Here is a 19,350-nt window from a genome sequence, read left to right as displayed (position 1 = left end):
ACTCTGGGGCCAGGGCGACAAAGCATCCTCTGATTCGATGACGCTCGATACGTCACGGTACCTGCACTCGGCGCGTATGGAATACCGCCGCAAGCAGCATGGTGTTGGCATCTATGTGCACATGCTTGATACCTGGGCACTGTTTCATGACCAGCCTATCGTGATCAATGACCGGCAAGCAGCGCCAGCGGTGGACGGTGTCGAAGCGCACAACTGTTCCCGCCGCGAGGACCAGATCCGACTATCCCTGCTTGCTGTGGACACCCATGGCTACACCAACGCAGCGATGGCTATCGCCAAGTTGCTGGGCTTCGATCTGTGCGTCCGTTTGCGCCAATTGTCGGAACGTAAGATGTTCTTGGCCAGGGGGGACACCGTGCCGGAAGCTTTGGAGCGCCTAACCGTTGGGAAGGTCTCGCTTGGGAAGATTCGAGCCGGATGGATGGACCTACTGCACCTAGTTGCCTCTATCCGGCAAGGGCGCTTGACAGCTGGAGAAGCTATCGCCCGCCTTGGCAGCGCGGCGCGGGGCGATCCCGTGCACGCTGCCGCAGACGAATTGGGCAAGTTGCTGCGTACGATCTTTTTGTGTGACTACTTCACCATTCCCGAGTTTCGCCGCGAGATGCATGCCTTGCTCAACAGGGGCGAATCTGTACACCAGCTGCAGCGCGCTGTGTACCACGGACGTGTAGGAGTCTCACGCGGGCGCAGGGCTGATGAGCTGCGGGCTATCTCAACAGCGCACACCCTGCTGACCAACGTCGTGATCAGCTGGAACACCATGAAGATGCAAGATGTCGTGGATCGCTGGAAGGTGGCCAAACACCCCATAGATGAAAGCTGGCTGCGCCGCATCGGACCCGTGCACTTCGAGCACGTGAATTTTCGGGGGACGATCGCGTTTGACATGGATCCGTACATCGATGCGCTGATTGAGCGCCCAGCCAAGCAGCGTGTAGCACGGCTGAAATGAGCCGGTTGTTTGCGCTGCAGCAGAACGAACCATCCGGGGCCAAGACCTGAATCCAAGCCGTGGCGACCACCCACAATCAGCCATCATCCCTCGGTCCAAGACGCACTCCGGAATGCGCGCAAGTTTTCAAATGTCAGCTCTTTTTGCGTGCGATTTACCGGGTTAGCAAACCATGAAACCCAATGAAATCAACAACTTAGAGTTTTGCTTAAAAAATGGGCAACTCTTTTTGCGTGCGATTTACCGGGTTAGCAGTTCCGCTCGGTAACGGGGACTTTTCACACAGCGAAGAGCCTGCTCAGTGATCCTCTAGGCTTTGCCGCGAACGCGTGACTTCGATCATGGCCTCGGTCGGTGAGGCGGATGGCTGCCACGTATAGTGCCTTTGCACGGATCTGCGCAAGCCACGGCCCTGGCCTTCAAGTCCACTCAATCCTGATCGGGCGTTGGCGCTTATGCGCAGGGGGGTGAACAAGGAACGCCTGCGAAGTAGCCTGGTTGGCTCGCTCATTTAAAACTTGCCATCCCAGAATCGGCAACTACGATTTCGTAGACCACAAACTTCTCTGGAGCGATAGATGCGACACCTGCTATCTGTGACGTCAGCCATTGCACTAACTTTTAGCATGGGGACGTTGCAAGCGGCGACTGTTGATCCTGGTAGCCTGAAGCGGATGAGAGATGCGGTGAATGAGGAAGGCGAGGTACGAGTGATGATCACCCTACGCCACCAGAAACTTGAAAAATTATCGCCAGAGCAAAAAAACAATAATTTGAAAAAAGATGTAGATACCATACGTGCGTTAAAAGCAGAATTAGGAAACGCAGCATTTACCGAAGGGGCCTGGGAGAGCGAGAGTGGGCAGATCGGGATGTATATAAAATCAGAAGGAATTAGCATCCTTCAAAACAGCCAGAATGCACTGGCCTTTACAATAGATCCCACTGACAAATCGCGCATTACTGCTATGGATCTGGATGGCAGCCTTACGGCCCTCCGGAAAATCTTGCGCACTAGAGCAGAGGTTAATGCCGAAATAATTCTTGGCACTCAGAGTGCCAAATATCAATTATTGCAAGACGGCTCAACCCATATAGTAAATGTCGGCGAGGTGATCATTGAGGCCAATTCTCTTATTGAGAAAATCCGGGAAAATTTTCAAAAACTAGGCCGTTCCGGACCTGCTCTGGCATTAGACAATGCGCTACCAATAAAAATAACGACCTCCATCGACAAGAAAAAGTTGCTCCTCCTGCAGAATCATCCTGATGTGCGAGGAATTCGGCCTATCGGCTATCAAGATCCTCGGACCACCTACTGGTCTGCAGGAGCATCCGATATAGCCGAAAAAGAGGGACAGGTAGAAGTAAGTATTTCTTTACGTGGTGGGGTACTTTTCTCTCCTGATTTAAATTGGAATTCCCGTGGAGGAAAAAATCAGGCAATGGCTAATCGAGAAGCCATGACGGAAATTCTTACTGATGCCAATATAAAAATACCACAAAGCGATCCTGTCGGAGATTCAATTGGGTCGTTTCAGATGATGCTTACCAAGGATCAGCTGTCTAGACTCCGCGCTAAAAATGATCCACGAATCTTGGAGTTGCGTGAAAACCGTCCACTGGGTGTTCCGCAACTTCAAAGGAGCATGCCGACTATTAACATGCCTATTGCATGGGCTTCTGGAAATAAGGGTAGTGGTGTAGCGATTGCCGTGTTAGATGACGGCATTCGAAAAAATCACGAGATGTTTCTCTTTAGCGGTACTACTAAAGTAGTCGGCGAAGATTGTTTTGGGTCAAACTCCGGAGGCTTTAAGTCTGTATGTCCTAACAAGGATTTGTTCGGTGATAGCCCAGCGGGGACTCCAAATGCGGGTGAACCAAACAGTGATCTCATCGGATGCCAGCTGATTGATCAGCAGCGGTGCGGGCATGGTACGCTAATGGCTTCGGTTGCTGCGGGCCGCGCATCGCCGAACGTGGCTAGCGGAATATTGCAAGGGGTTGCACCGGACGCCCAACTCATTTCGATAAATATTTTTTCATATGATCGCATCAATAATAAAAAAACATATTATCTGAACGACTTGGAAAAAGGGCTCTCGTCGGTGCTTCTGAGGGCCGGCGGGGCTACGCCCATCTCACCTGCAGCGCTGGTTGTCAATCTGAGTATCGGTACCGTTGCCAGTTACCCATCCGACTGTGATGCCAATGTCAGCATCGCCATCAGAAATCTTATTCGACAACTTAGGACCGCAGGCGTACCTGTTATTGCATCGACAGGAAATTACCAGATTCAAACTGCGCTTTCGCATCCTGCTTGTAGTGAATACTCAATAAAAGCTGCTTCTGTACTAAACGATGAAATTGGGTATACGCTCGCGACAAAATCAAATATCGCGGCTTTAAGTCAGTATACGTATCCAATTTTTTTGGCGCCTGGTGGTGACGAAAATGCTATTGGTGTCAATGGAGCGGGACGCGTTTCGGATACCGATTTGCTTGCAGGCTGGGGCACATCCCTCGCTGCAGCTCATATCTCAGGGTTTGCAGCCATCTACAAGAGTACGAATCCCACTCATAGCGTCGATCAGTTCATCGCTTGGGTAAATTCGACCGGCAGCGTCCCTGTCAGCAGCACAATTGCCAGCGGTGTACAAACTTGGCGCAGAATTGCATTCCCGTGAAAGTTCACTGGTTTTTACTGCCGAAGCATTTTGACTAGCAAGGTCGTAGGTCGTAGGTCGAGGAGCCGTAGATGGTTGAGCATCTGGAAGAAGTTGTGAAAGACCTTGTAGCGAAGCAAGTGGGCTTTTATGTGTGCCATGACAATGCTTCAGGCCAAACCACGCTGCATCTCACTTCGACAGAGCTGATCCGATATTCGGCTGACCCTGTTGGGTATCTGTCAGAGCACTATAGCGTCAGTCGCGAAGACTACTTGGGTTGGCACCGTTCTGGCTACAAAGTAATCTGCTCTGGCCTCACGAAATCGGGAAAACCATGCAAAGCTACAGTTCCCGGCCTATCGATAGTGCATAGTCCAGCAGAGTGGGTGCGAGGCAGAGGTGGACGCTGTACTGTCCATGGTTAGACCGCCACAGCACTGCCGTGAAGCTTGAGGCAATCTCGGTTTCCGTGCAGAAACGGAAACCACTGGTAGACGAGTCCAGGCGACCGGCTTTGTGGCACATGTACGGCCCGGCCGTCCATGCCCTGCTAGGGGTGATCTCGGTTTTCGTGCAAAAACAGAAACCTGTGGGAAAAGTTCTTTTTAAATCAATTACTTAGGCTTGCGACCGAACACGCCGTCAAGCTGAAAATCTTCCAGTGTTTTGCCGCGTGCAAGCGCTTCATTCAGCCAAGTAGGACGTCGCCCGCGTCCTCCCCACGTGTTGCCGTTGGCGTCCCTATACAAGGTCGTGGTCGTCTCAGAGATTTCCCCGTCAAAAAGGTCGCCTGGTTCCAAACCAAATCGAGCAATGGCCTGCTTCATTAGAGGAATGATCTCCTCCGCTTCAGTGGCCTCGGTCATTGCGTCTTCAAACCGTTTCTTCATCTGAGCAAGTGTCTTTGGCAATGCAAACTCCCATTGATACGTGAAGTGACGCGCCAGTGCCGCATCACTGCGGGGCATGGACGCCAAGGGCCCGGTGCACCACCACAGTAGTGCGGTGCGTGACCTCACTGGAGGTTGTGCCCGGATACGGGTCAAGATCCCACATCAGCCAGAACGATCCAATTTGCTCAGTTGAAATTCAAGGAGGGCACAAAGCGACTTGAACTTTTCGCTCAGCGCAGCGACTGCTCAGTGCTAAACCAAGCCACGCCGCGAATACTTGGCTTGGTACATAGCCTCATCTGCGAGGCGGATGGCCTCGTCACAAGTGCCTTCGCAAGGGTCAACACAAACCACACCTACACTTGCCCCTGGGTACTCTAGCGTTCGTTGCCCCGCCAAGGGGACGCGGCACACCGTCGCATCCTGAAGTCGTGACTGCAAGCTTCGGATGGCCTCGGCCGCGCCCTGGCCACGCTGGGGACCTGGGCCGACGAATACAAACTCGTCTCCCCCAAAACGGCTCAAGAAGTCACTTTCACGCATGACGGCACGCAATTGGTTTGCAACAGCGCACAGCAGCGCGTCGCCCGCTTCATGGCCGTGGGCATCGTTGACTTGCTTGAAACCGTCCAGATCAAGGAACGCGACCATGACCATACTGTCTGAGCGACGTGCGCGCGCCTGCAATCGCTCAAGCTCTTCAAACAACGCTCGGCGATTCGGAGCGCCGGTGAGGGGATCCAGCAAGGCCATGGCCGTCAGCTGCTCGTTTTTGCGCTGAAGCTCCTCCAGAAGTTGCTCGCGCTCAACCTGCTGTGCAATCAGACTGGCAAACAACTGCAGCATTTTTTCGGTCTCGGGCGGAAGCTCCGCACGTTCGGCACTAGCTGCGCAGAGAGTGCCATACACTGCGCCATCGGAAAGTCTGACCGGCATGCTCACGTAGGTCTGTATCCCAAGGGCAGCTGCAGCCTCCGAATCGCCCCAGCAACTCCGCACATCGGCCGTGAACATGCGCCCCTCCTTGAGCGCGCGGTAGCAAAGAGTGTCGCCCCAGGGCACGGTCAGGCCCTCGGGTACCACCATCGTGCGCGTGTTTCGAGCGTAGAGCACATGTTGCAAGGCCTGCTCGAAGTTGATGGTCGTGAGGTACGTTGACTCCAACCGAGTGACCTTCTCAAGCATGTCCAGCAAGGGACGGGCCAAGTCCTCAAGCGTTTTGGCTCGAACGACGGAATCGGATAGTCGGGCGAGAAGCGGATCCATGGCTGCAAAGTCGGTAGGGTGAACGGCTGGCAAGTCAGTCCATCGGTAGATGTCGTCCCTCATCGCACTGTACGTCAGTTTTGTTCTTACATACCGCTCAAGTAAGAGAGCAAATCTCTGCTAGATCGGCTCGCTTTGTGTTCTTGCCTGAATATGATTGTGCACTCCACAGTCATTTTCTCGAAATCCCTGGTGCTTCGCTTCGGTAGCCCACTGGCTAATCTTATTCCTGCATATCGAACGACGTTTGACTCGTAAAGTTATCTGCCATTTCAATCTGCAAGCGAAATTCAACGACTTTCTTTCTCTTGTTCCGGCTCAATACATGCAATCTCACTGGAGAGTAATAACTTGTTGTAGCCGGAACTTCATATTGCTTCCCATAGATGGTGACCATTGATGCGGGTTCTTTCTGCTGAAGTACGGAAAAGCCTCCTCCGCGCACAGTCTCCATCAGGTTTCTTTCCTCCTCAACAGTACAGCTGACCGTTATCTCCGGCAGTGCTGTGACTTGTGAGCGCTGGTAGGAGAGCTTGCCTTCAACGATATCGCTAGCTCGCGCCAAGGTCCGATGATCTTCAGTAGAAATGGGCTCGAAGATATCGATAGGCGCACTTTTTCGAAGATATCGAAGCACATTTCTGGCTCGCCTAACATAGAAGGCAAATGCCAGCGTTTCGTTTATCTCCTCAATATGCTTGGGAGTATGAAAGTTCCCGGATGCAGCCTGATTTCCTTCGACTTCTAAAGTAAATGAGATGGAGGCGGAGGAGTCAAGAATCGTTTCTAGCAAATTGATGAACGCGTCCAGGTAGGGAGGGCTGGCCCCCTCCTTTCCCTGCCACGCTCGCACATTGGTGGTCAGGTTGGATACCGAGTGGACACCGTCACTACCGGTCGGTGTAAAAATAATTTCCACGTCCAGAAGACCGCCACATCCAGCGCCTGCAAACCGGATTTGTTTGCGTCCAGCTGTTAGTTGACCGTTAATGGTTTCAAAAACTGCAGGTTCTGTCTGGGGTGCAAGTATCTTCATCACGGCTGGACGTGCCGCTGGCATGATCGTTATCGTTGCCAGGTCGGCATCTTTGTGAAGCACGTCGAAGAGTTTTGATCCTTCAAACACTACCCCATCGAGTGGCAGCGTCGCTTCACGCCCCTCGTCGATGGATGCCTGAAGACCTTTGCGCCAGACATCAACCGATTGCGGCCCAATCTTGATGGAAAAAGGCACCGTCTCTTTCACTCCCAGCATGATCGTTGTGTTTCCACCCGAGTAAGCCGTGGAGATGGTGAACCTAGGGTCAACAGACTCCAGTTGATCGACGAGCGACTTGTGAACATTGCCAATGGCTTCAGGGTAAAACCCTGGCGTCCGGTTGCCCATGGCCATGGCCGCCATGCGATAAATATCCTTTTCATCAGGAAGCGGTTTGCCTTGTTCCAACAAAGCCCTTGCCTCAGCCGATGTTTTCCATGCTTTGAGCGTATCTGCTGAATACGCATCCGGGTCCCGGTCAATGATCGTTGAGCAGGTCTGGCAAAGCCAGATGATGTTGCCGAAGCTGCGCCGTTCTTCTACCGTCATGGTCGCGAGGTATCGGGGTCCCCCGGGCGATGCCGCATGAATATGCGCGCCAACCCCAACGTTGGAGAAATCAACTTCACCCACTGGCGCGGAGGTGGTGGCACGGCATTTGGAACAACGGTCAGCCACCCGTTGATAAGCCTGATTCTTGGTGCGTTTAGTGAAGTCGTCGCGTGCCATCGGATCGTCGCTATCAAGTATGTAAATTCTGCGTGGGTCTTTTTCGCTGACTCGCGGCCGACGTGCAAGCAATCATTGGCCGTCCGCAGGCTTCTTCTTGCGCACCGGTCTGGTTGGCGGTTGAAACTGCGCTACCAGAGCGCGCAAGGTGTCTGCCTCCGCTTTGCGTTGCGCCACCGCCTGCAGCGCCTGCTGCAGCTCTACGCCTTGCAATTGGTTCACGCGGGCGCTGTCAGCCAGCGAAGATCGTGCACTCTCCAGATCTGAGGCCAATCTTGCCTGCGCTGCATTGGCCTCCAAGAGCTTGGCGTGGTGATCCCGCTCCGCCTCTGTGAGCTTGCCTCGCAGCTGCTCCAGTTGCTTGTCCATCTGAGCGCGAGCGGTGCGCTCCCGGTCAATCTCGCGAAGCGCACGGCGCTCAGCCTCGGCCGCTCGGGAGGCGGCCTCGTCGATGGCTGCACGCCCCTTATCCAGCTCCGCACTGAAATGCTGGCGGCTTTTGGACTGCTCCAATTTCAACTCGTCCACCTGGCGCGACAGGGTCTCGGCACGCGCCGCAGTGGCGGCGTGCGCGCGGCGCTCGTGTTCCAACTCCGTGCCGAGGTGGTGCACGCGTCCTTCCAGTTCGGCGCCTTTGCTCTGCGCCTCCAGGAGGAGAGCCTCGATCGCAGCGTTTCGCTGCTGTACTTCTTGCAGTGCTGCCTTCGCACTGTCAGCTTCGGCCCGCGCCTCGACGCGCAGGGCCGCAAGCTCCTCGCGTGCCAATTCTGTCGATTGGGCCCACAGCACGCTGACGGCCTGGCCTGCGGCCTCTTTAAGCGCCTCTGGTAGATCGGGGTGATCAATCTCCACACGGGCCTTGCCGCGCAAATCCTCCCAGAACTTGGCCAACGCCTCGGCTGGGGCGCTCATCGAGCCCTTGCGAACATGCTGGTAGAGCTTGCTGGCGGTAGGCGTGATGCCGTATCGAAAAAACAGCAGCGCACACACCTCGCGATACAGCGTTTTGGTGTCGCTGAAACGCTCCCGCAAGGCCTCAACTTCGGCTTGTATTTCTGATTCTTCGCTCATTCTTAAATAATACAACGTATAACGTATAAATCAATGAATTTATTTCTAATTTTTGGACATAATTAATCTAATGTCCATAGAATTTGCGGCATGACTGATTTGGCTACCCTACCGTTAGATTCTGGTGGTCTGGTGCCCTTGGCCGGCATGGTGCTGCCCTCCCATCTGTCAGGTGAGCGCGGCCGAAATCGGGCCTCAGGGCTCCCCCAGGTGGCGGCCGACGACGACCGTGCGGCAGTTTTGGCCTGGCTTGAGCGGTACCAGGATTCGCCGGCGACGCTCTCCAGCTATCGCAAGGAGGCCGAGAGGCTGCTGCTGTGGTGCATGCATAAGCACGGCAAGGCCATGTCCGATCTGACCCACGAGGACTTCCTGGCGTACGAGCGTTTTCTCGCCGACCCGCAACCAGCCAGTCGTTGGATCATGCAGGTCGCTCAGAAGCCCCCCAGGGCGTCACCCCACTGGCGTCCGTTTGCAAAGCCCTTGGACCGGCAGAGCCAGCGCCAGGCGCTGTCCATACTCAACGGCCTTTTCAACTGGCTCGTCCAGGCCGGGTATCTGGCGGGCAATCCTCTTGCACTCAGGCGCCGCAGGTCCGTGGCGCGGCCAGCCAAGACAAGCCGATTCTTGCCCCACGAACACTGGGCACAGGTGCGCGCCACCATCGAGGCATTGCCCGCAAATACACCTCGCCTTGCCAAGCAGGCGGCCCGATATCGCTGGCTTTTCTCGCTGCTTTATATCGGAGGCCTTCGGATCTCCGAGGTTTGCACCAACTGCATGGGTGACTTCTACTGGCGCCGAGGTGCCGATGGGCGCGAACGTTGGTGGCTCGCGGTCTCCGGCAAGGGAGAAAAGACTCGGGCGGTGCCGGCGACTGATGAGCTGCTCTCGGAGTTGATGCGCTATCGCAAGGCCAACGACCTGGCAGCACTCCCTCGAGAGGGGGAAAGTCTTGCTCTACTACTACCGCTCATTGGGAGCTCTCGGCCCATGGCGCGCAGCGCTGTGCACGAGTTGGTGAAGGAAGTGTTTCGTGAAACAGCAGCTCGCCTGCGCCAGCAAGGGCCAGAACACGAAGCGGCAGCCGCCCATATCGAGCAGGCATCCGCACACTGGCTGCGCCATACCGCAGGCACCCACCAAAGCGACAGCATGGACCTCAAGGCCGTGCGGGACAATCTGGGACACGCGAACATTGCCACCACCAACATCTATCTCCACACAGAGGACGATGCTCGCCATGACCTGACGTCCAGCGCTCACCGTATACGGTGGACTCAACCTTGATGTGTAAGTGCGCCGGCCTACCAGTGCTGTGTGAAAACCCGCGTTGCGCCCTCGACTTAACGATCCGCTGAGATCGGCCTACACCGCACGATCTCGATACGAGCAAGGGGTGAAGTACCTCTGCAAAATTCGTCTCTCGACGTTTTCACACAGCCTCGGCCAGTTGCTGCCTTCGGAGCTGCGGGCACACCGACTGTCATGCGGCGGGGGCGCCAAGAGAGCTCAGCACCGCTGCACAGCAACGTCGGAAACAGCAAAGGTAGACAGGTGTCAGCCAAAATAAGAAGGTCGGATTCAAAAGCGAAGCGCAGTACCCTGGAATTTGAACAAGGGGGAACGCTGTGGGTGGTTGATCAACAACTCCCGGTAGACCACCACCGGTGATCGCAACCTCAAGACCTTTCTTGGGCGGTTGTTGATTTCATGGGCTATCGGGTATTTTGCTTCGTTGGGCCAGTACCCCATCAGCGGCGAGCTGGCCCCGCCGGGGGGCAGGTTTCCATGCGGCTTTTTGCAGCGGAAATGACAGGGGGCCGGTCTCTGTACGATATTCACAGGCCCCCGCTCTGGAAACAGCCAACCCCGCAGTACCAGGCGCCATAGACCACAGACCATAGACCATAGACCGCACAGACCAGCTCCTGGCCGACCTGAAGGAATGTGAAGCCGCAAGTCTCGTGGGTGCTCACGACGTGGGGTTCGAGATTGCGTTGCGTGCCTTGCAAACCGTCAGGTAATGCGGGCTGCAGCCCGAAGCCGCGTTGGCGGCAGCCTTGAAGCCGTCCAGAGTTCTCTGCCGAACCGATGGGCGGCTCTTTGACAGCGGAGGTCACACTCGCCCGGCGAACGCCCTGCGCACTGCCACCGCAGCCGTCAATTGGGCTCCCTGCCCTTGTAGTAGACCGTCATATCCCTTCAAGTAGCTGCGCCGAGTAGCAAGCACCGTGTTGATATCCACCAACCCGGCATTGAACAGTCGCTCGCTCTTGGTTACCGCAGTGGCACCCGCAGCCTGTGCGGTTTCCAGTGCGGCGACACTTTCGCTGGCGGACGCGAGTTGAACCACGGCCGCCTCGGCGTCAGCGAGCGCGACGAGCATGGCCTTCTCGTACACCAGCATCGCTTCCTGTGCTTTCGCGTCGTGAATCTCGATATTGGCGCGGATGCGACCTCCATCGAAGACAGGCAAAGAAAGTGCCACACCATAGCCAATGACTGTCGTTGGCGAGGCACTCGCTCCACCGATGCTCAAGCGCTCCTTGCTGCCAGACCAATCGAGTGTGATCCGTGGATAGAGATCGCGTTTGGCCACCCCGAGGCGGGCGACAGCTGCTTCAATTGCACGGGCCGGCCCTCGGACATCTGGTCGACGCTCCAAGAGCTCGATCGGCAAAATTAGCGCGGGCATGGCCGAACTGCCCTTGTCGTTCGAAGGAAAAGTCAGGCCCATCGGAGGATTGGACCTTCCCAAAAGGACCGCCATCTGTCGCAGCCTGACTTCTCGCGCACCTTTCAATTGCGCTATGTTGGCTCGTTCCAGACCCAGCTCGGCCTCCAGCCTGTCGATGTCCAGCTTGTTGATCTGACCTGCTTGAAAGCGGCGATGGGTGACATCGATCAGGCGCTCCAAAGTTTCAACTGAGGAACGGCCTACTGCTTCTCTCCGTGCGAGGGACTGCGCGTCAAAATATGCAGTCATCACCTCTCCCGCTACCGCCACACGCAGGGCCTGGCGAGTCAGTTCTGCCCCATCGGCGTCCCGTTCGGCGGCTAAGCTGGCCAGCCCTTTGTCGCCAAAGATATCAAGCTCCCAGCTGGCGCGAAGCGCGCCCCGGCCAACGTTGGCTTTCGGATCAGCGCTCGAGTCCCGGCCGCGCTGTAGGGAGGCGGCCAGGCCCAACTGGGGATAGCGATCAGCATCCGTACTCTCTACCAAGGCCCGCGCCTGCGCAACCCGGGTTGCAGCGATGCGCAGATCTGTGTTGGCCAGCAATGCTGATTCCACCAGCGCATTCAGTTCCGCGTTGCCAAAGTCCCGCCACCAAGCAGTCGCGGTCATTGGTTTGGAAGAGGACTCGGCTCCCACATCGACGCTCCACGCCTGGGGCGTGTCCAGAGAAGCTGGCGGCGACGCAGGTGGTGCGGTTGAGCATCCGCCAAGCAGCATAAACGTGGCTATTGCGATCAGTGATCTGTGGTTCGGGATGGGGATGGGCATTGAGAAGTTCGATTGTTGACCTTGAATGGTCGTTACTGTACTATACGTGCAGTATAGTTTCAACTACTTGATTTTTTGATATGCCCAATCCATCCCAGCGCAGCGGCAAGCAGCGGCTCATTGATGCCGCTGCCCACATCGTGTCCACACAAGGCGTTCAGCAATTGACACTGGAGGGTGTCGCAGCTGCTGCTGGCGTCACAAAGGGTGGCCTGATCTATCACTTTAAAACCAAAGACGATCTGCTGGCAGCTCTAGTGCAATCCATGCTTGACGAGTGGGACCAACGCACCCGCGCCAAGGCGTCAGAAGCCGGCAACGGCGGCAGCGCCATGTTGCTGGCGCTGATCAATGACACGTTCGATATGCAATCGAGCGAAAAGCAGCTGATGAGCAACTTGCTCGCTGCAGCTTCCAGCTACCCCCACCTTCTGGGACCCGTGCGGGAGTTGTACGACCGCACTTACAGGGACTTCGCCGGATCGAGTTCACACACGGGAATGGCGCTGGTGATCAGCGCGGCCATAGACGGCATTTCACTGCTTGAGCTCCTGGACTTTCATCACTTCAGCGATCAGCAGCGCCAAGCCATGCGCCTGGCGCTTCAGTCCCTGGCCAAAGAACTCACTTAATCCCTGCCCACTGGATTCATATGCCTTCCTCTACTTACAAGGCTGCGGCTTTCACGCTGCTGACCGCACTGATCACCGGCTGCTCCCCAGCACCTTCACCTACCCACTTCGAGCCTCGCCCTGTCAAGGTGGAGATCATTCGTAGCGGCGAAGTGCGTGCTGGAGAGTCGTTCATCGGCACCCTGCGTGCACGCCAACGCGCAGAGCTCGGCTTCGAGTCATCGGGACGCATCAACGCTATACATGTGGACGTGGGGGACCGCGTACGGTCGGGGCAGGTGCTGGCCCGTCTTGATGATTCGCCCGCGCTTCGGCGCATCGAGAAAGCAGAGGCGGATCGCACCTCGGCTGCTGCGGCATTGGCCGAGCGGGCCACTCAGCTGCGCCAAAACGAATCGCTTGCCAAAGACCAGATCATTTCCGAGACAACGCTGGAAGCAGTCCAAACACAGCATCGCATCGCGCAAAGCCAGCTTCAGGCCGCAGAGGCCGCGTTGGCTCTGGCCCGACGGGAGCTGTCCTTGTCGCGAATCACCGCGCCTTTCGACGGCGTGATCGTGGCGCGCAATGCCCAACCCCATGCCGATATCAGTGCAGGTCTCCCTGTTTTCCAGATCGAAGCGGGCGCAGGGCTGGAGCTGGTCGCCATGCTGCCAGAGTCGGTGGCAGCGCGGATCGCACCTGGGCAATTTGCGCAGGCGACCGCCTCCCAACCCGGCCAACATGCGGATGAGATGCAGGTAAAGCTGGACCGAATTTCCAGCCGCAATGAGAGCGGCTCGCTGGTACAGGCCGTCTTTCGCTTCATTGGCGTAGAGCCCGCTCTTCGGAGTGGCGCCATGGTCTCGATAGAGTTGCCTACCCTTGAAAACAGGGAATTGTCGATCCCCGCTACGGCATTGCTCCCCGCAGGCGATTCCGGGCAAGGCCGCATCCTCTTGCTGGAAAATTCCAAACTCGTGGGGCGTGCGGTTCAACTCGGCAGTGGCCTGCTGCCAGGAGGTCGTCTCCCCGTGAAGTCCGGACTGAGCGAGGGTGACAAGGTTGTGGTCGCCGGGGCGCCATTTCTGAGCGAAGGCCAAGCCGCTGTAGAGCACACGTCGACGACCCTACTTCACGGAGCCAAGCCATGAAGCTCACCGAATCGGCCCTGGGCTCAAGCCGGCTCACATTGTTCGTCGCATTTCTGGTACTGGTCGCGGGCGTCTTCGCGTTCCTGCGCTTTCCGTCCCAGGAGGAGCCGTCGACGACCATTCGCGATGCGATGATTTTTGTTTCCAACCCCGGGTTGCCTGTCGAGCGGATGGAGCAGTTGGTTGCTCGACCACTTGAGCAGCGCTTGCGTGAGCTTCCAGAACTCAAGCACGTGGTCAGCACCGTCCGAACCGGTTCGGTCATCGTGCAAGTCACGATACAAGAGAGCTATGCCGACCTGGCGCCGATCTGGCAAAAAGTGAGGGCAAAGGTGGCTGAGGTATCGCCGCAGTTCCCCAGCGGCACCTTCCCACCGGTCATCAACGATGATTTCGGTCGCGTCGCAGTTGCTTCAATCGCGGTGACCGCGCCGGGATTCACCATGAGCGAGATGAGAGAGCCACTCAAGCAGTTGCGTGATCGGCTCTACCAACTGCCAGGCGTGCAAAACATCAGCTTTCACGGTCTGCAGGACGAGCGCGTCTACATCGAGTTCGATCAGGCTCGTTTGGCCGGTCTGGGCTTGGCTGCACCTGCGATATTGCAGCAACTCCAGCAGCAAAACGTGGTTTTGTCAGGTGGTCAGATGGTGATGAGTGGACTCAACAGCGCCTTGGTGGCTTCAGGCGAAATCAGATCGCTTCAAGCATTGCGTGAGTTCGTGCTCAGCGTTCCCGGTCGCAATGGTCGTTTCGACAATACGATTCGCCTGGGCGACATTGCGCAGATCCAGGTGCTCCCTGCCGACCCTCCAGATTCCGCCGCGATCTATCACGGCGAGCCAGCGGTAGTCCTCGGGGTGTCGATGCGCTCGGGCCAGAACATCCAGGCATTCGGCCGGAGCCTGAAGGCACGCGTGAGCGATCTTCAGCAGCAACTACCCGCCGGCTTCACGCTGGACTACGTCACCTTTCAGGCTGATGTCGTGGACCGCGAGATGGGCAAGATGAATCAGGTGATGGGAGAGACCATCGTGATCGTCATGGCAGTGGTCGTACTCTTCCTGGGTTGGCGAGCTGGCGTCATCGTCGGCAGCATCGTGCCCTTGACCATTCTGGGTACCCTGATCGCCATGCAGTTCCTGCACATCGAGCTGCACAGCGTATCTATGGCAGCCATCATCATCGCCCTGGGCCTGCTAGTGGACAACGGCATCGTGATTGCCGAAGACATCGAACGCCGACTTGTGGCCGGACAGCCGCGGCGCGAGGCCTGCATCGAAGCCGGCAAGTCACTAGCGATCCCCTTGCTCACATCCTCTCTGGTGATCATCTTCGCGTTCTCGCCCTTCTTCTTCGGCAACACCTCGATCAATGAGTACCTTCGTCCGCTGGTGGTGGTGCTGGCACTGGCACTGTTGGGCTCCTGGCTCTTGTGCCTTACTGTGACGCCGCTGCTTTGCTACTACTTCCTCAAGGTCTCGCCACACGCGACGCACGAGGACAACACCAACGCCAACCCAGAGACCCGCTTCTACCGCGTCTACCGCCGCGCCATCAACGCCATCCTGGATCACAAGCTGGTCTTCTTCGGCGCCATGGCGGTCCTGCTGACACTTGCCCTGCTGCTGCTGTCGACGGTGCCGGCGGGATTCCTGCCGAAGTCTGACCGCCCCCAGTACCAGGTCTCGATCGAGCTGCAGCCTGGGAGCGATTCACGTGCGACGCTCATGAAGGTGCAAGCTATCAGTCGCTGGCTTTCTGACAAAAAAGTCAACCCCGAGGTCACCACCAGCATCGGCTACGTGGCCGATGGCGGACCGCGCATCATTCTGGGGCTGAACCCGCCGCTTCCTGCCTCACACATTGGCTACTTCACAGTGGGAGTGACCTCCAAGAACGAGCTCGACACGATGATTGCGCGTACGCGCGACTATCTGTCGCGAACCTATCCTGAGGTTCGCGGCGAAGTCAAGAGGTTCTCGCTGGGGTCCAGCGATTCGGGCACGGTGGCTTACCGGATCTATGGCCCAGACGAGGCGGTACTCAAGGGTTTGGGCGAGCAGATCAAGGAGGAACTGCGCAAGGTGGCCGGCGTCGTAGGCGTGCGAGACGACTGGAACAACCGGGTCCCGCGCGTCGAAGTGCAGATCGATCAGGCCAAAGCCCGCCGACTCGGCGTGACCAGTGAAGACATCGCCACTTCACTCGCGGCTCGGTTCTCCGGCATTGATGTCTCGGTGCTGCGCGACGGCGACACCCTGGTGCCTGTCGTGGTTCGTGGCACTGCGCTGCAGCGGCAGCAAACACACGACGTGGCCAATACGCTGGTGTACCCAGCGGGGGCCACACCAGTACCGCTATCAGCCATTGCCAGCGTCACCGTAGGCTCAGAGCCTTCCGTCATCCGACGGCGAAATCTCTCTCGCACGCTGATCGTTGAGGGACGCAGCGAGACTGATACCGCCCAGCAGGTCGTTGATCGACTGGCACCCGCCGTCGCTGGACTGAACCTGCCTCCAGGCTACAGCATCGAGTTGGGAGCGGAAATCGAAGAGGCCGCTGAAGCCAACGCGGCGCTTAGTGAATACCTTCCCCACGCGGGTATAGCCATGCTGATCCTGTTCATCTGGCAGTTCGGATCCTTCCGAAAACTGATGCTGATCCTGTCCATCATCCCGTTTACGCTGATCGGTGTGGCACCTGCGCTGAAGCTGGCCGGAGAGCCGCTAGGTTTCATGGCGAACTTTGGTCTGCTCTCGCTGGCCGGCATCATCGTCAACAACGCTGTGTTGCTGCTTGAGCGCATCGAGGCCGAACTGCACGCGGGTCGTAGTTCGCGCGATGCCGTCATCACATCGGCCGTCCAGCGCTTCCGGCCGATCGTGATGACCAAACTGACTTGCGTGGCCGGCCTGGTCCCGCTGCTGCTGTTCGGAGGCCCCCTCTGGTCAGGCATGGCCATCACCATCATTGGTGGCCTGGCGCTGGGGACCTTGGTCACGCTCGGAATGGTTCCCGCGTTGTATGAACTGTTGTTCGATAGCCGTTTGTCGCGGTGGTTGGAGCGGCAGTCCGAGCCTCAAGCCACTCCCGCACCCCTTTAGGTTTGATGGGCATTTCTGACTATTTATTCAAGGAGGCACACTATGAACATTTACCTTTACCTCGCCGCAGCCATCGTTCTCGAAGTTATCGCAACATCTTTTCTGAAGGCATCTGAAGGGTTCACCAATCTCTGGCCAAGTTTGGCTACTGCGCTAGGTTATGCCGGGTCTTTCTACTGTCTTTCTTTGACGCTCAAGGTCTTGCCCGTTGGCATTGTCTATGCGTTGTGGTCGGGAGCCGGCATCGTGCTTACTGCGATTGTTGCCTGGATCATCTTCAAGCAGCGGCTTGACGCCGCAGCCATCGGTGGCATGGCTTTGATTGTTTCTGGAGTCATTGTGATCAACGTATTCTCCAAGAGCAGCCCGCACTGATTCGCACGCTGCTGGTCGTTCCGGACATGACAAAGGACACGACGGCGACATGTTCAAACCTGTCCGATCTTTCCAGTTGGGGAATTCGCTGCGAGCGCTCGCATACCTATTGGGGACTTCTCGAAATCCTTCCAACCGAGTTCTACTTTCAACAAAAAACCAATGAAGTACGACACTGAAATGTGAATTTCCCAGGGTTTTGAGAGGCTCGCTATCGTTTTCTGATCAGGCGGCACCCTGTCGGGCTCACCTTGGGCGGATTCAAAAGCGAAGCGCAACACCCTGGATTTCAATGAACAAGCGTGGAGTGCTGCGGGTTGTTGTTCAGCAACTCGCGGTACACGGCCAGCGGTGATCGTACCCCCAGCCCTTTTTTTGGGCGGTCGTTGATCTCATCGGCTATCGCATCGAGCTGCTCCTGGCTGTAGATACTCAGGTCGGTCCCCTTGGGCAGGTACTGGCGCACCAGGCCATTCATGTTCTCGTTGGAACCCCTCTGCCAGGGGCTGTGCGGGTCGCAGAAGTACACCGCTATGCCGGTTTGCTCGCTGAACTTCTTGTGCATGCTCATCTCCCTGCCCTGGTCGTACGTCATGCTCAGGCGCATCGGCTGGGCAATGCCCAGCAGCTTGTCCGTGAAGCCCTGCAAGACGTTGGTAAGCGGCCAGCCACTCCGTCTTGACGCCTGCACTCTTAGTCAGTGCGAGTTCGCTGAGGGGTCTGAGACATTGCGGTGTCCAGAACTTGTAGTAAGGTTTGCTCCTATGAGCACCCCAGATCTGACATCTACCCAACTTGCGCACGTCGCAAAGGTTTTCCCCGAATGCCGTTCGACGATGGCCCGCTATCTTGCAGACGGCGTGGAAGTCGATGTCGTCCGGCAACGGGAAGTTGGTGAGGCGCCTGCCTATGCAATTTACGTCTGCTCAGATCCTGATTTCTGGATCGATTGCTGCCCAAGCTTTGAAGAAGCCCAGGAGCTTTCCAAGTCCCTTGGACTGAGCCTTTTGCCACACTAGAACCCTAGCCTCACTGCCAGTGATGAGGCAACAACTCATCAATCCGGTTGCTCGGATGCGTTTGTAGTCTCTCCAGCACGTCCTTGAGGTAACCCCAGGGATCGTGCCCATGCAGCTTGGCTGACTGCACGAGGCTCATCACCATGGCGGCCCGCTGACCAGCCAGTTCGCTACCACAGAAGAGCCACGCTTTGCGCCCCATCGCCCATGGGCGCATCAGGCGCTCGACATGGTTGTTGTCGATACTGACGTCACCATCGTGCAGGAATCGGCCCAGCGCCTCCCAGCGCTTGAGGCTGTAGTCCAGGGCAGCGGCGATGCCCCCACCATCCGCCACACGGGTTCTCTCCAGCCGCAGCCACACATGCAACTCGTCCCACAGCGGCTGTGCGTGCAACCGTCGTAGTGCCAACCGATCCGCCGGTGTCATCTCGCGCGCTTGCTGCTCGATCCGGTACAGCGCGGCCATGCGCTGGATGGCCTGTGCGGCTACAAGCGTCTGCGCCGACGACCTTCGCCGCTTTGTTCAGGAGTAGTGTTCACGTATCCACCTAGAGTTGAGGTGGACACGAGGCTCCTACGAGTACGCCATTGTTTCAAGATGCCATGGCTGGCCGCTTACGGTAGAAATTTCATCCCTGTTGGAAATCTGTTTCTGAAGTCGCGCTGTGCCCATACTCTTTCTGGACTTTGATGGGGTCTTGCACCCAGAGCATTGCCATGAGTCGAGGCACTTCTGTTGCCTACCTATCATGGGGTCTCCTCGTTTTCAGTGCAATAAGTGACGGTACGAAAAGCTAGCACTGGCGCGGAGGTGGTGTTGGTAGATCGTTGATTTCATTGACTTTCCTGTTCACTTTCAAATCTGCGATTCGTGGCGTCAAACCGTGGTCGGTTTCATCCATTGGTGCCAGTTATCGATGCATTTGG

General features: G+C 56.9%; 14 protein-coding genes and 2 pseudogenes. 8 read left to right on the top strand and 8 right to left on the bottom strand.

The annotated features are described in order from the left end of the window. Together AvAM_RS14405 and AvAM_RS14400 are read left to right on the top strand one after the other, a co-directional pair. The coding region (locus AvAM_RS14405; protein WP_171012233.1) for a Tn3 family transposase at window positions 1–976 on the top strand (976 nt) is incomplete at its 5' end. A 578-nt stretch (window positions 977–1,554) separates the two neighbouring features. Then, window positions 1,555–3,666, top strand: coding sequence for a S8/S53 family peptidase (locus AvAM_RS14400; RefSeq protein WP_137747716.1), 2,112 nt, complete (start codon window positions 1,555–1,557; stop codon window positions 3,664–3,666). A gap of 596 nt (window positions 3,667–4,262) precedes the next feature. On the opposite strand, the gene AvAM_RS14395 is transcribed toward AvAM_RS14400, so the two are convergent. From AvAM_RS14395 to AvAM_RS14380, 4 genes are all read right to left on the bottom strand, one after another. Continuing rightward, window positions 4,263–4,616, bottom strand: coding sequence for an H-NS family nucleoid-associated regulatory protein (locus AvAM_RS14395; protein WP_137747715.1), 354 nt, complete (start codon window positions 4,614–4,616; stop codon window positions 4,263–4,265). A 177-nt stretch (window positions 4,617–4,793) separates the two neighbouring features. Next, window positions 4,794–5,807, bottom strand: coding sequence for a sensor domain-containing diguanylate cyclase (locus tag AvAM_RS14390; RefSeq protein ID WP_137747714.1), 1,014 nt, complete (start codon window positions 5,805–5,807; stop codon window positions 4,794–4,796). A 223-nt stretch (window positions 5,808–6,030) separates the two neighbouring features. Next, entirely contained in the window at window positions 6,031–7,395 is a 1,365-nt protein-coding gene (locus AvAM_RS14385) for a hypothetical protein (RefSeq protein WP_137747713.1), read from the bottom strand. Between the two features lie 252 nt (window positions 7,396–7,647). Further along, entirely contained in the window at window positions 7,648–8,646 is a 999-nt protein-coding gene (locus AvAM_RS14380) for a DNA-binding protein (protein ID WP_137747712.1), read from the bottom strand. 90 nt (window positions 8,647–8,736) lie between these two features. Between AvAM_RS14380 and AvAM_RS14375 the strand changes: the two genes are divergently transcribed. Beyond that, the gene (locus tag AvAM_RS14375) at window positions 8,737–9,936 is read left to right on the top strand and encodes a site-specific integrase (protein WP_137747711.1); all 1,200 of its coding nucleotides are present in this window, start codon (window positions 8,737–8,739) and stop codon (window positions 9,934–9,936) included. Between the two features lie 829 nt (window positions 9,937–10,765). Here AvAM_RS14375 and AvAM_RS14370 read toward each other — a convergent pair. Further along, window positions 10,766–12,154 (bottom strand): efflux transporter outer membrane subunit, encoded by a 1,389-nt coding sequence (locus tag AvAM_RS14370; protein WP_137747710.1) that lies wholly within the window; start codon window positions 12,152–12,154, stop codon window positions 10,766–10,768. An 80-nt stretch (window positions 12,155–12,234) separates the two neighbouring features. Here AvAM_RS14370 and AvAM_RS14365 point away from each other — a divergent pair, with 80 nt between their 5' ends. From AvAM_RS14365 to AvAM_RS14350, 4 genes are read left to right on the top strand one after another with little or no spacing between them, the layout of a single operon-like run. Beyond that, a complete protein-coding gene (locus tag AvAM_RS14365) occupies window positions 12,235–12,786 on the top strand; it encodes a TetR/AcrR family transcriptional regulator (protein WP_137747709.1) in 552 nt (183 codons plus the stop codon). A 20-nt stretch (window positions 12,787–12,806) separates the two neighbouring features. Further along, window positions 12,807–13,919: an efflux RND transporter periplasmic adaptor subunit gene (locus AvAM_RS14360; RefSeq protein ID WP_137747708.1), complete on the top strand. Its 1,113-nt coding sequence runs from the start codon at window positions 12,807–12,809 to the stop codon at window positions 13,917–13,919. Further along, window positions 13,916–17,026, top strand: a complete 3,111-nt coding sequence (locus AvAM_RS14355; RefSeq protein ID WP_137747707.1) for an efflux RND transporter permease subunit — start codon at window positions 13,916–13,918, stop codon at window positions 17,024–17,026. Before AvAM_RS14360 ends, AvAM_RS14355 begins: the two co-directional genes overlap by 4 nt. Before the next feature lie 42 nt (window positions 17,027–17,068). After that, window positions 17,069–17,401 (top strand): SMR family transporter, encoded by a 333-nt coding sequence (locus AvAM_RS14350; RefSeq protein ID WP_137747706.1) that lies wholly within the window; start codon window positions 17,069–17,071, stop codon window positions 17,399–17,401. Between the two features lie 289 nt (window positions 17,402–17,690). Here AvAM_RS14350 and AvAM_RS14345 read toward each other — a convergent pair. After that, window positions 17,691–18,059 (bottom strand): annotated as a pseudogene (locus tag AvAM_RS14345) (IS30 family transposase); the annotation flags it as partial. A 106-nt stretch (window positions 18,060–18,165) separates the two neighbouring features. Between AvAM_RS14345 and AvAM_RS14340 the strand changes: the two are divergent. Then, window positions 18,166–18,420, top strand: a complete 255-nt coding sequence (locus AvAM_RS14340) for a hypothetical protein (protein ID WP_137747705.1) — start codon at window positions 18,166–18,168, stop codon at window positions 18,418–18,420. A gap of 10 nt (window positions 18,421–18,430) precedes the next feature. Here the strand turns inward: AvAM_RS14340 and AvAM_RS26045 are convergent, their stop codons facing one another. Then, the gene (locus AvAM_RS26045; protein WP_279213193.1) at window positions 18,431–18,559 is read right to left on the bottom strand and encodes a transposase domain-containing protein; all 129 of its coding nucleotides are present in this window, start codon (window positions 18,557–18,559) and stop codon (window positions 18,431–18,433) included. A 27-nt stretch (window positions 18,560–18,586) separates the two neighbouring features. Further along, window positions 18,587–18,910 (bottom strand): annotated as a pseudogene (locus AvAM_RS26040) (transposase); the annotation flags it as partial. Between the last annotated feature and the right edge of the window lie 440 nt (window positions 18,911–19,350).

This window comes from Acidovorax sp. NB1 (assembly GCF_005405905.1).
Lineage (GTDB): Bacteria > Pseudomonadota > Gammaproteobacteria > Burkholderiales > Burkholderiaceae_C > Acidovorax.
This window is presented reverse-complemented; position numbering and strand designations above follow the sequence as displayed.

What these genes read in the sequence shown, in the direction of transcription:
- AvAM_RS14400 (WP_137747716.1), top strand. Translation starts at nt 1,555, where the DNA reads ATGCGACACCTGCTATCTGTGACGTCAGCCATTGCACTAACTTTTAGC.
- AvAM_RS14395 (WP_137747715.1), bottom strand. Translation starts at nt 4,616, where the DNA reads ATGCCCCGCAGTGATGCGGCACTGGCGCGTCACTTCACGTATCAATGG.
- AvAM_RS14390 (WP_137747714.1), bottom strand. Translation starts at nt 5,807, where the DNA reads ATGGATCCGCTTCTCGCCCGACTATCCGATTCCGTCGTTCGAGCCAAA.
- AvAM_RS14385 (WP_137747713.1), bottom strand. Translation starts at nt 7,395, where the DNA reads ATGACGGTAGAAGAACGGCGCAGCTTCGGCAACATCATCTGGCTTTGC.
- AvAM_RS14380 (WP_137747712.1), bottom strand. Translation starts at nt 8,646, where the DNA reads ATGAGCGAAGAATCAGAAATACAAGCCGAAGTTGAGGCCTTGCGGGAG.
- AvAM_RS14375 (WP_137747711.1), top strand. Translation starts at nt 8,737, where the DNA reads ATGACTGATTTGGCTACCCTACCGTTAGATTCTGGTGGTCTGGTGCCC.
- AvAM_RS14370 (WP_137747710.1), bottom strand. Translation starts at nt 12,154, where the DNA reads ATGCCCATCCCCATCCCGAACCACAGATCACTGATCGCAATAGCCACG.
- AvAM_RS14365 (WP_137747709.1), top strand. Translation starts at nt 12,235, where the DNA reads ATGCCCAATCCATCCCAGCGCAGCGGCAAGCAGCGGCTCATTGATGCC.
- AvAM_RS14360 (WP_137747708.1), top strand. Translation starts at nt 12,807, where the DNA reads ATGCCTTCCTCTACTTACAAGGCTGCGGCTTTCACGCTGCTGACCGCA.
- AvAM_RS14355 (WP_137747707.1), top strand. Translation starts at nt 13,916, where the DNA reads ATGAAGCTCACCGAATCGGCCCTGGGCTCAAGCCGGCTCACATTGTTC.
- AvAM_RS14350 (WP_137747706.1), top strand. Translation starts at nt 17,069, where the DNA reads ATGAACATTTACCTTTACCTCGCCGCAGCCATCGTTCTCGAAGTTATC.
- AvAM_RS14340 (WP_137747705.1), top strand. Translation starts at nt 18,166, where the DNA reads ATGAGCACCCCAGATCTGACATCTACCCAACTTGCGCACGTCGCAAAG.
- AvAM_RS26045 (WP_279213193.1), bottom strand. Translation starts at nt 18,559, where the DNA reads ATGAGCCTCGTGCAGTCAGCCAAGCTGCATGGGCACGATCCCTGGGGT.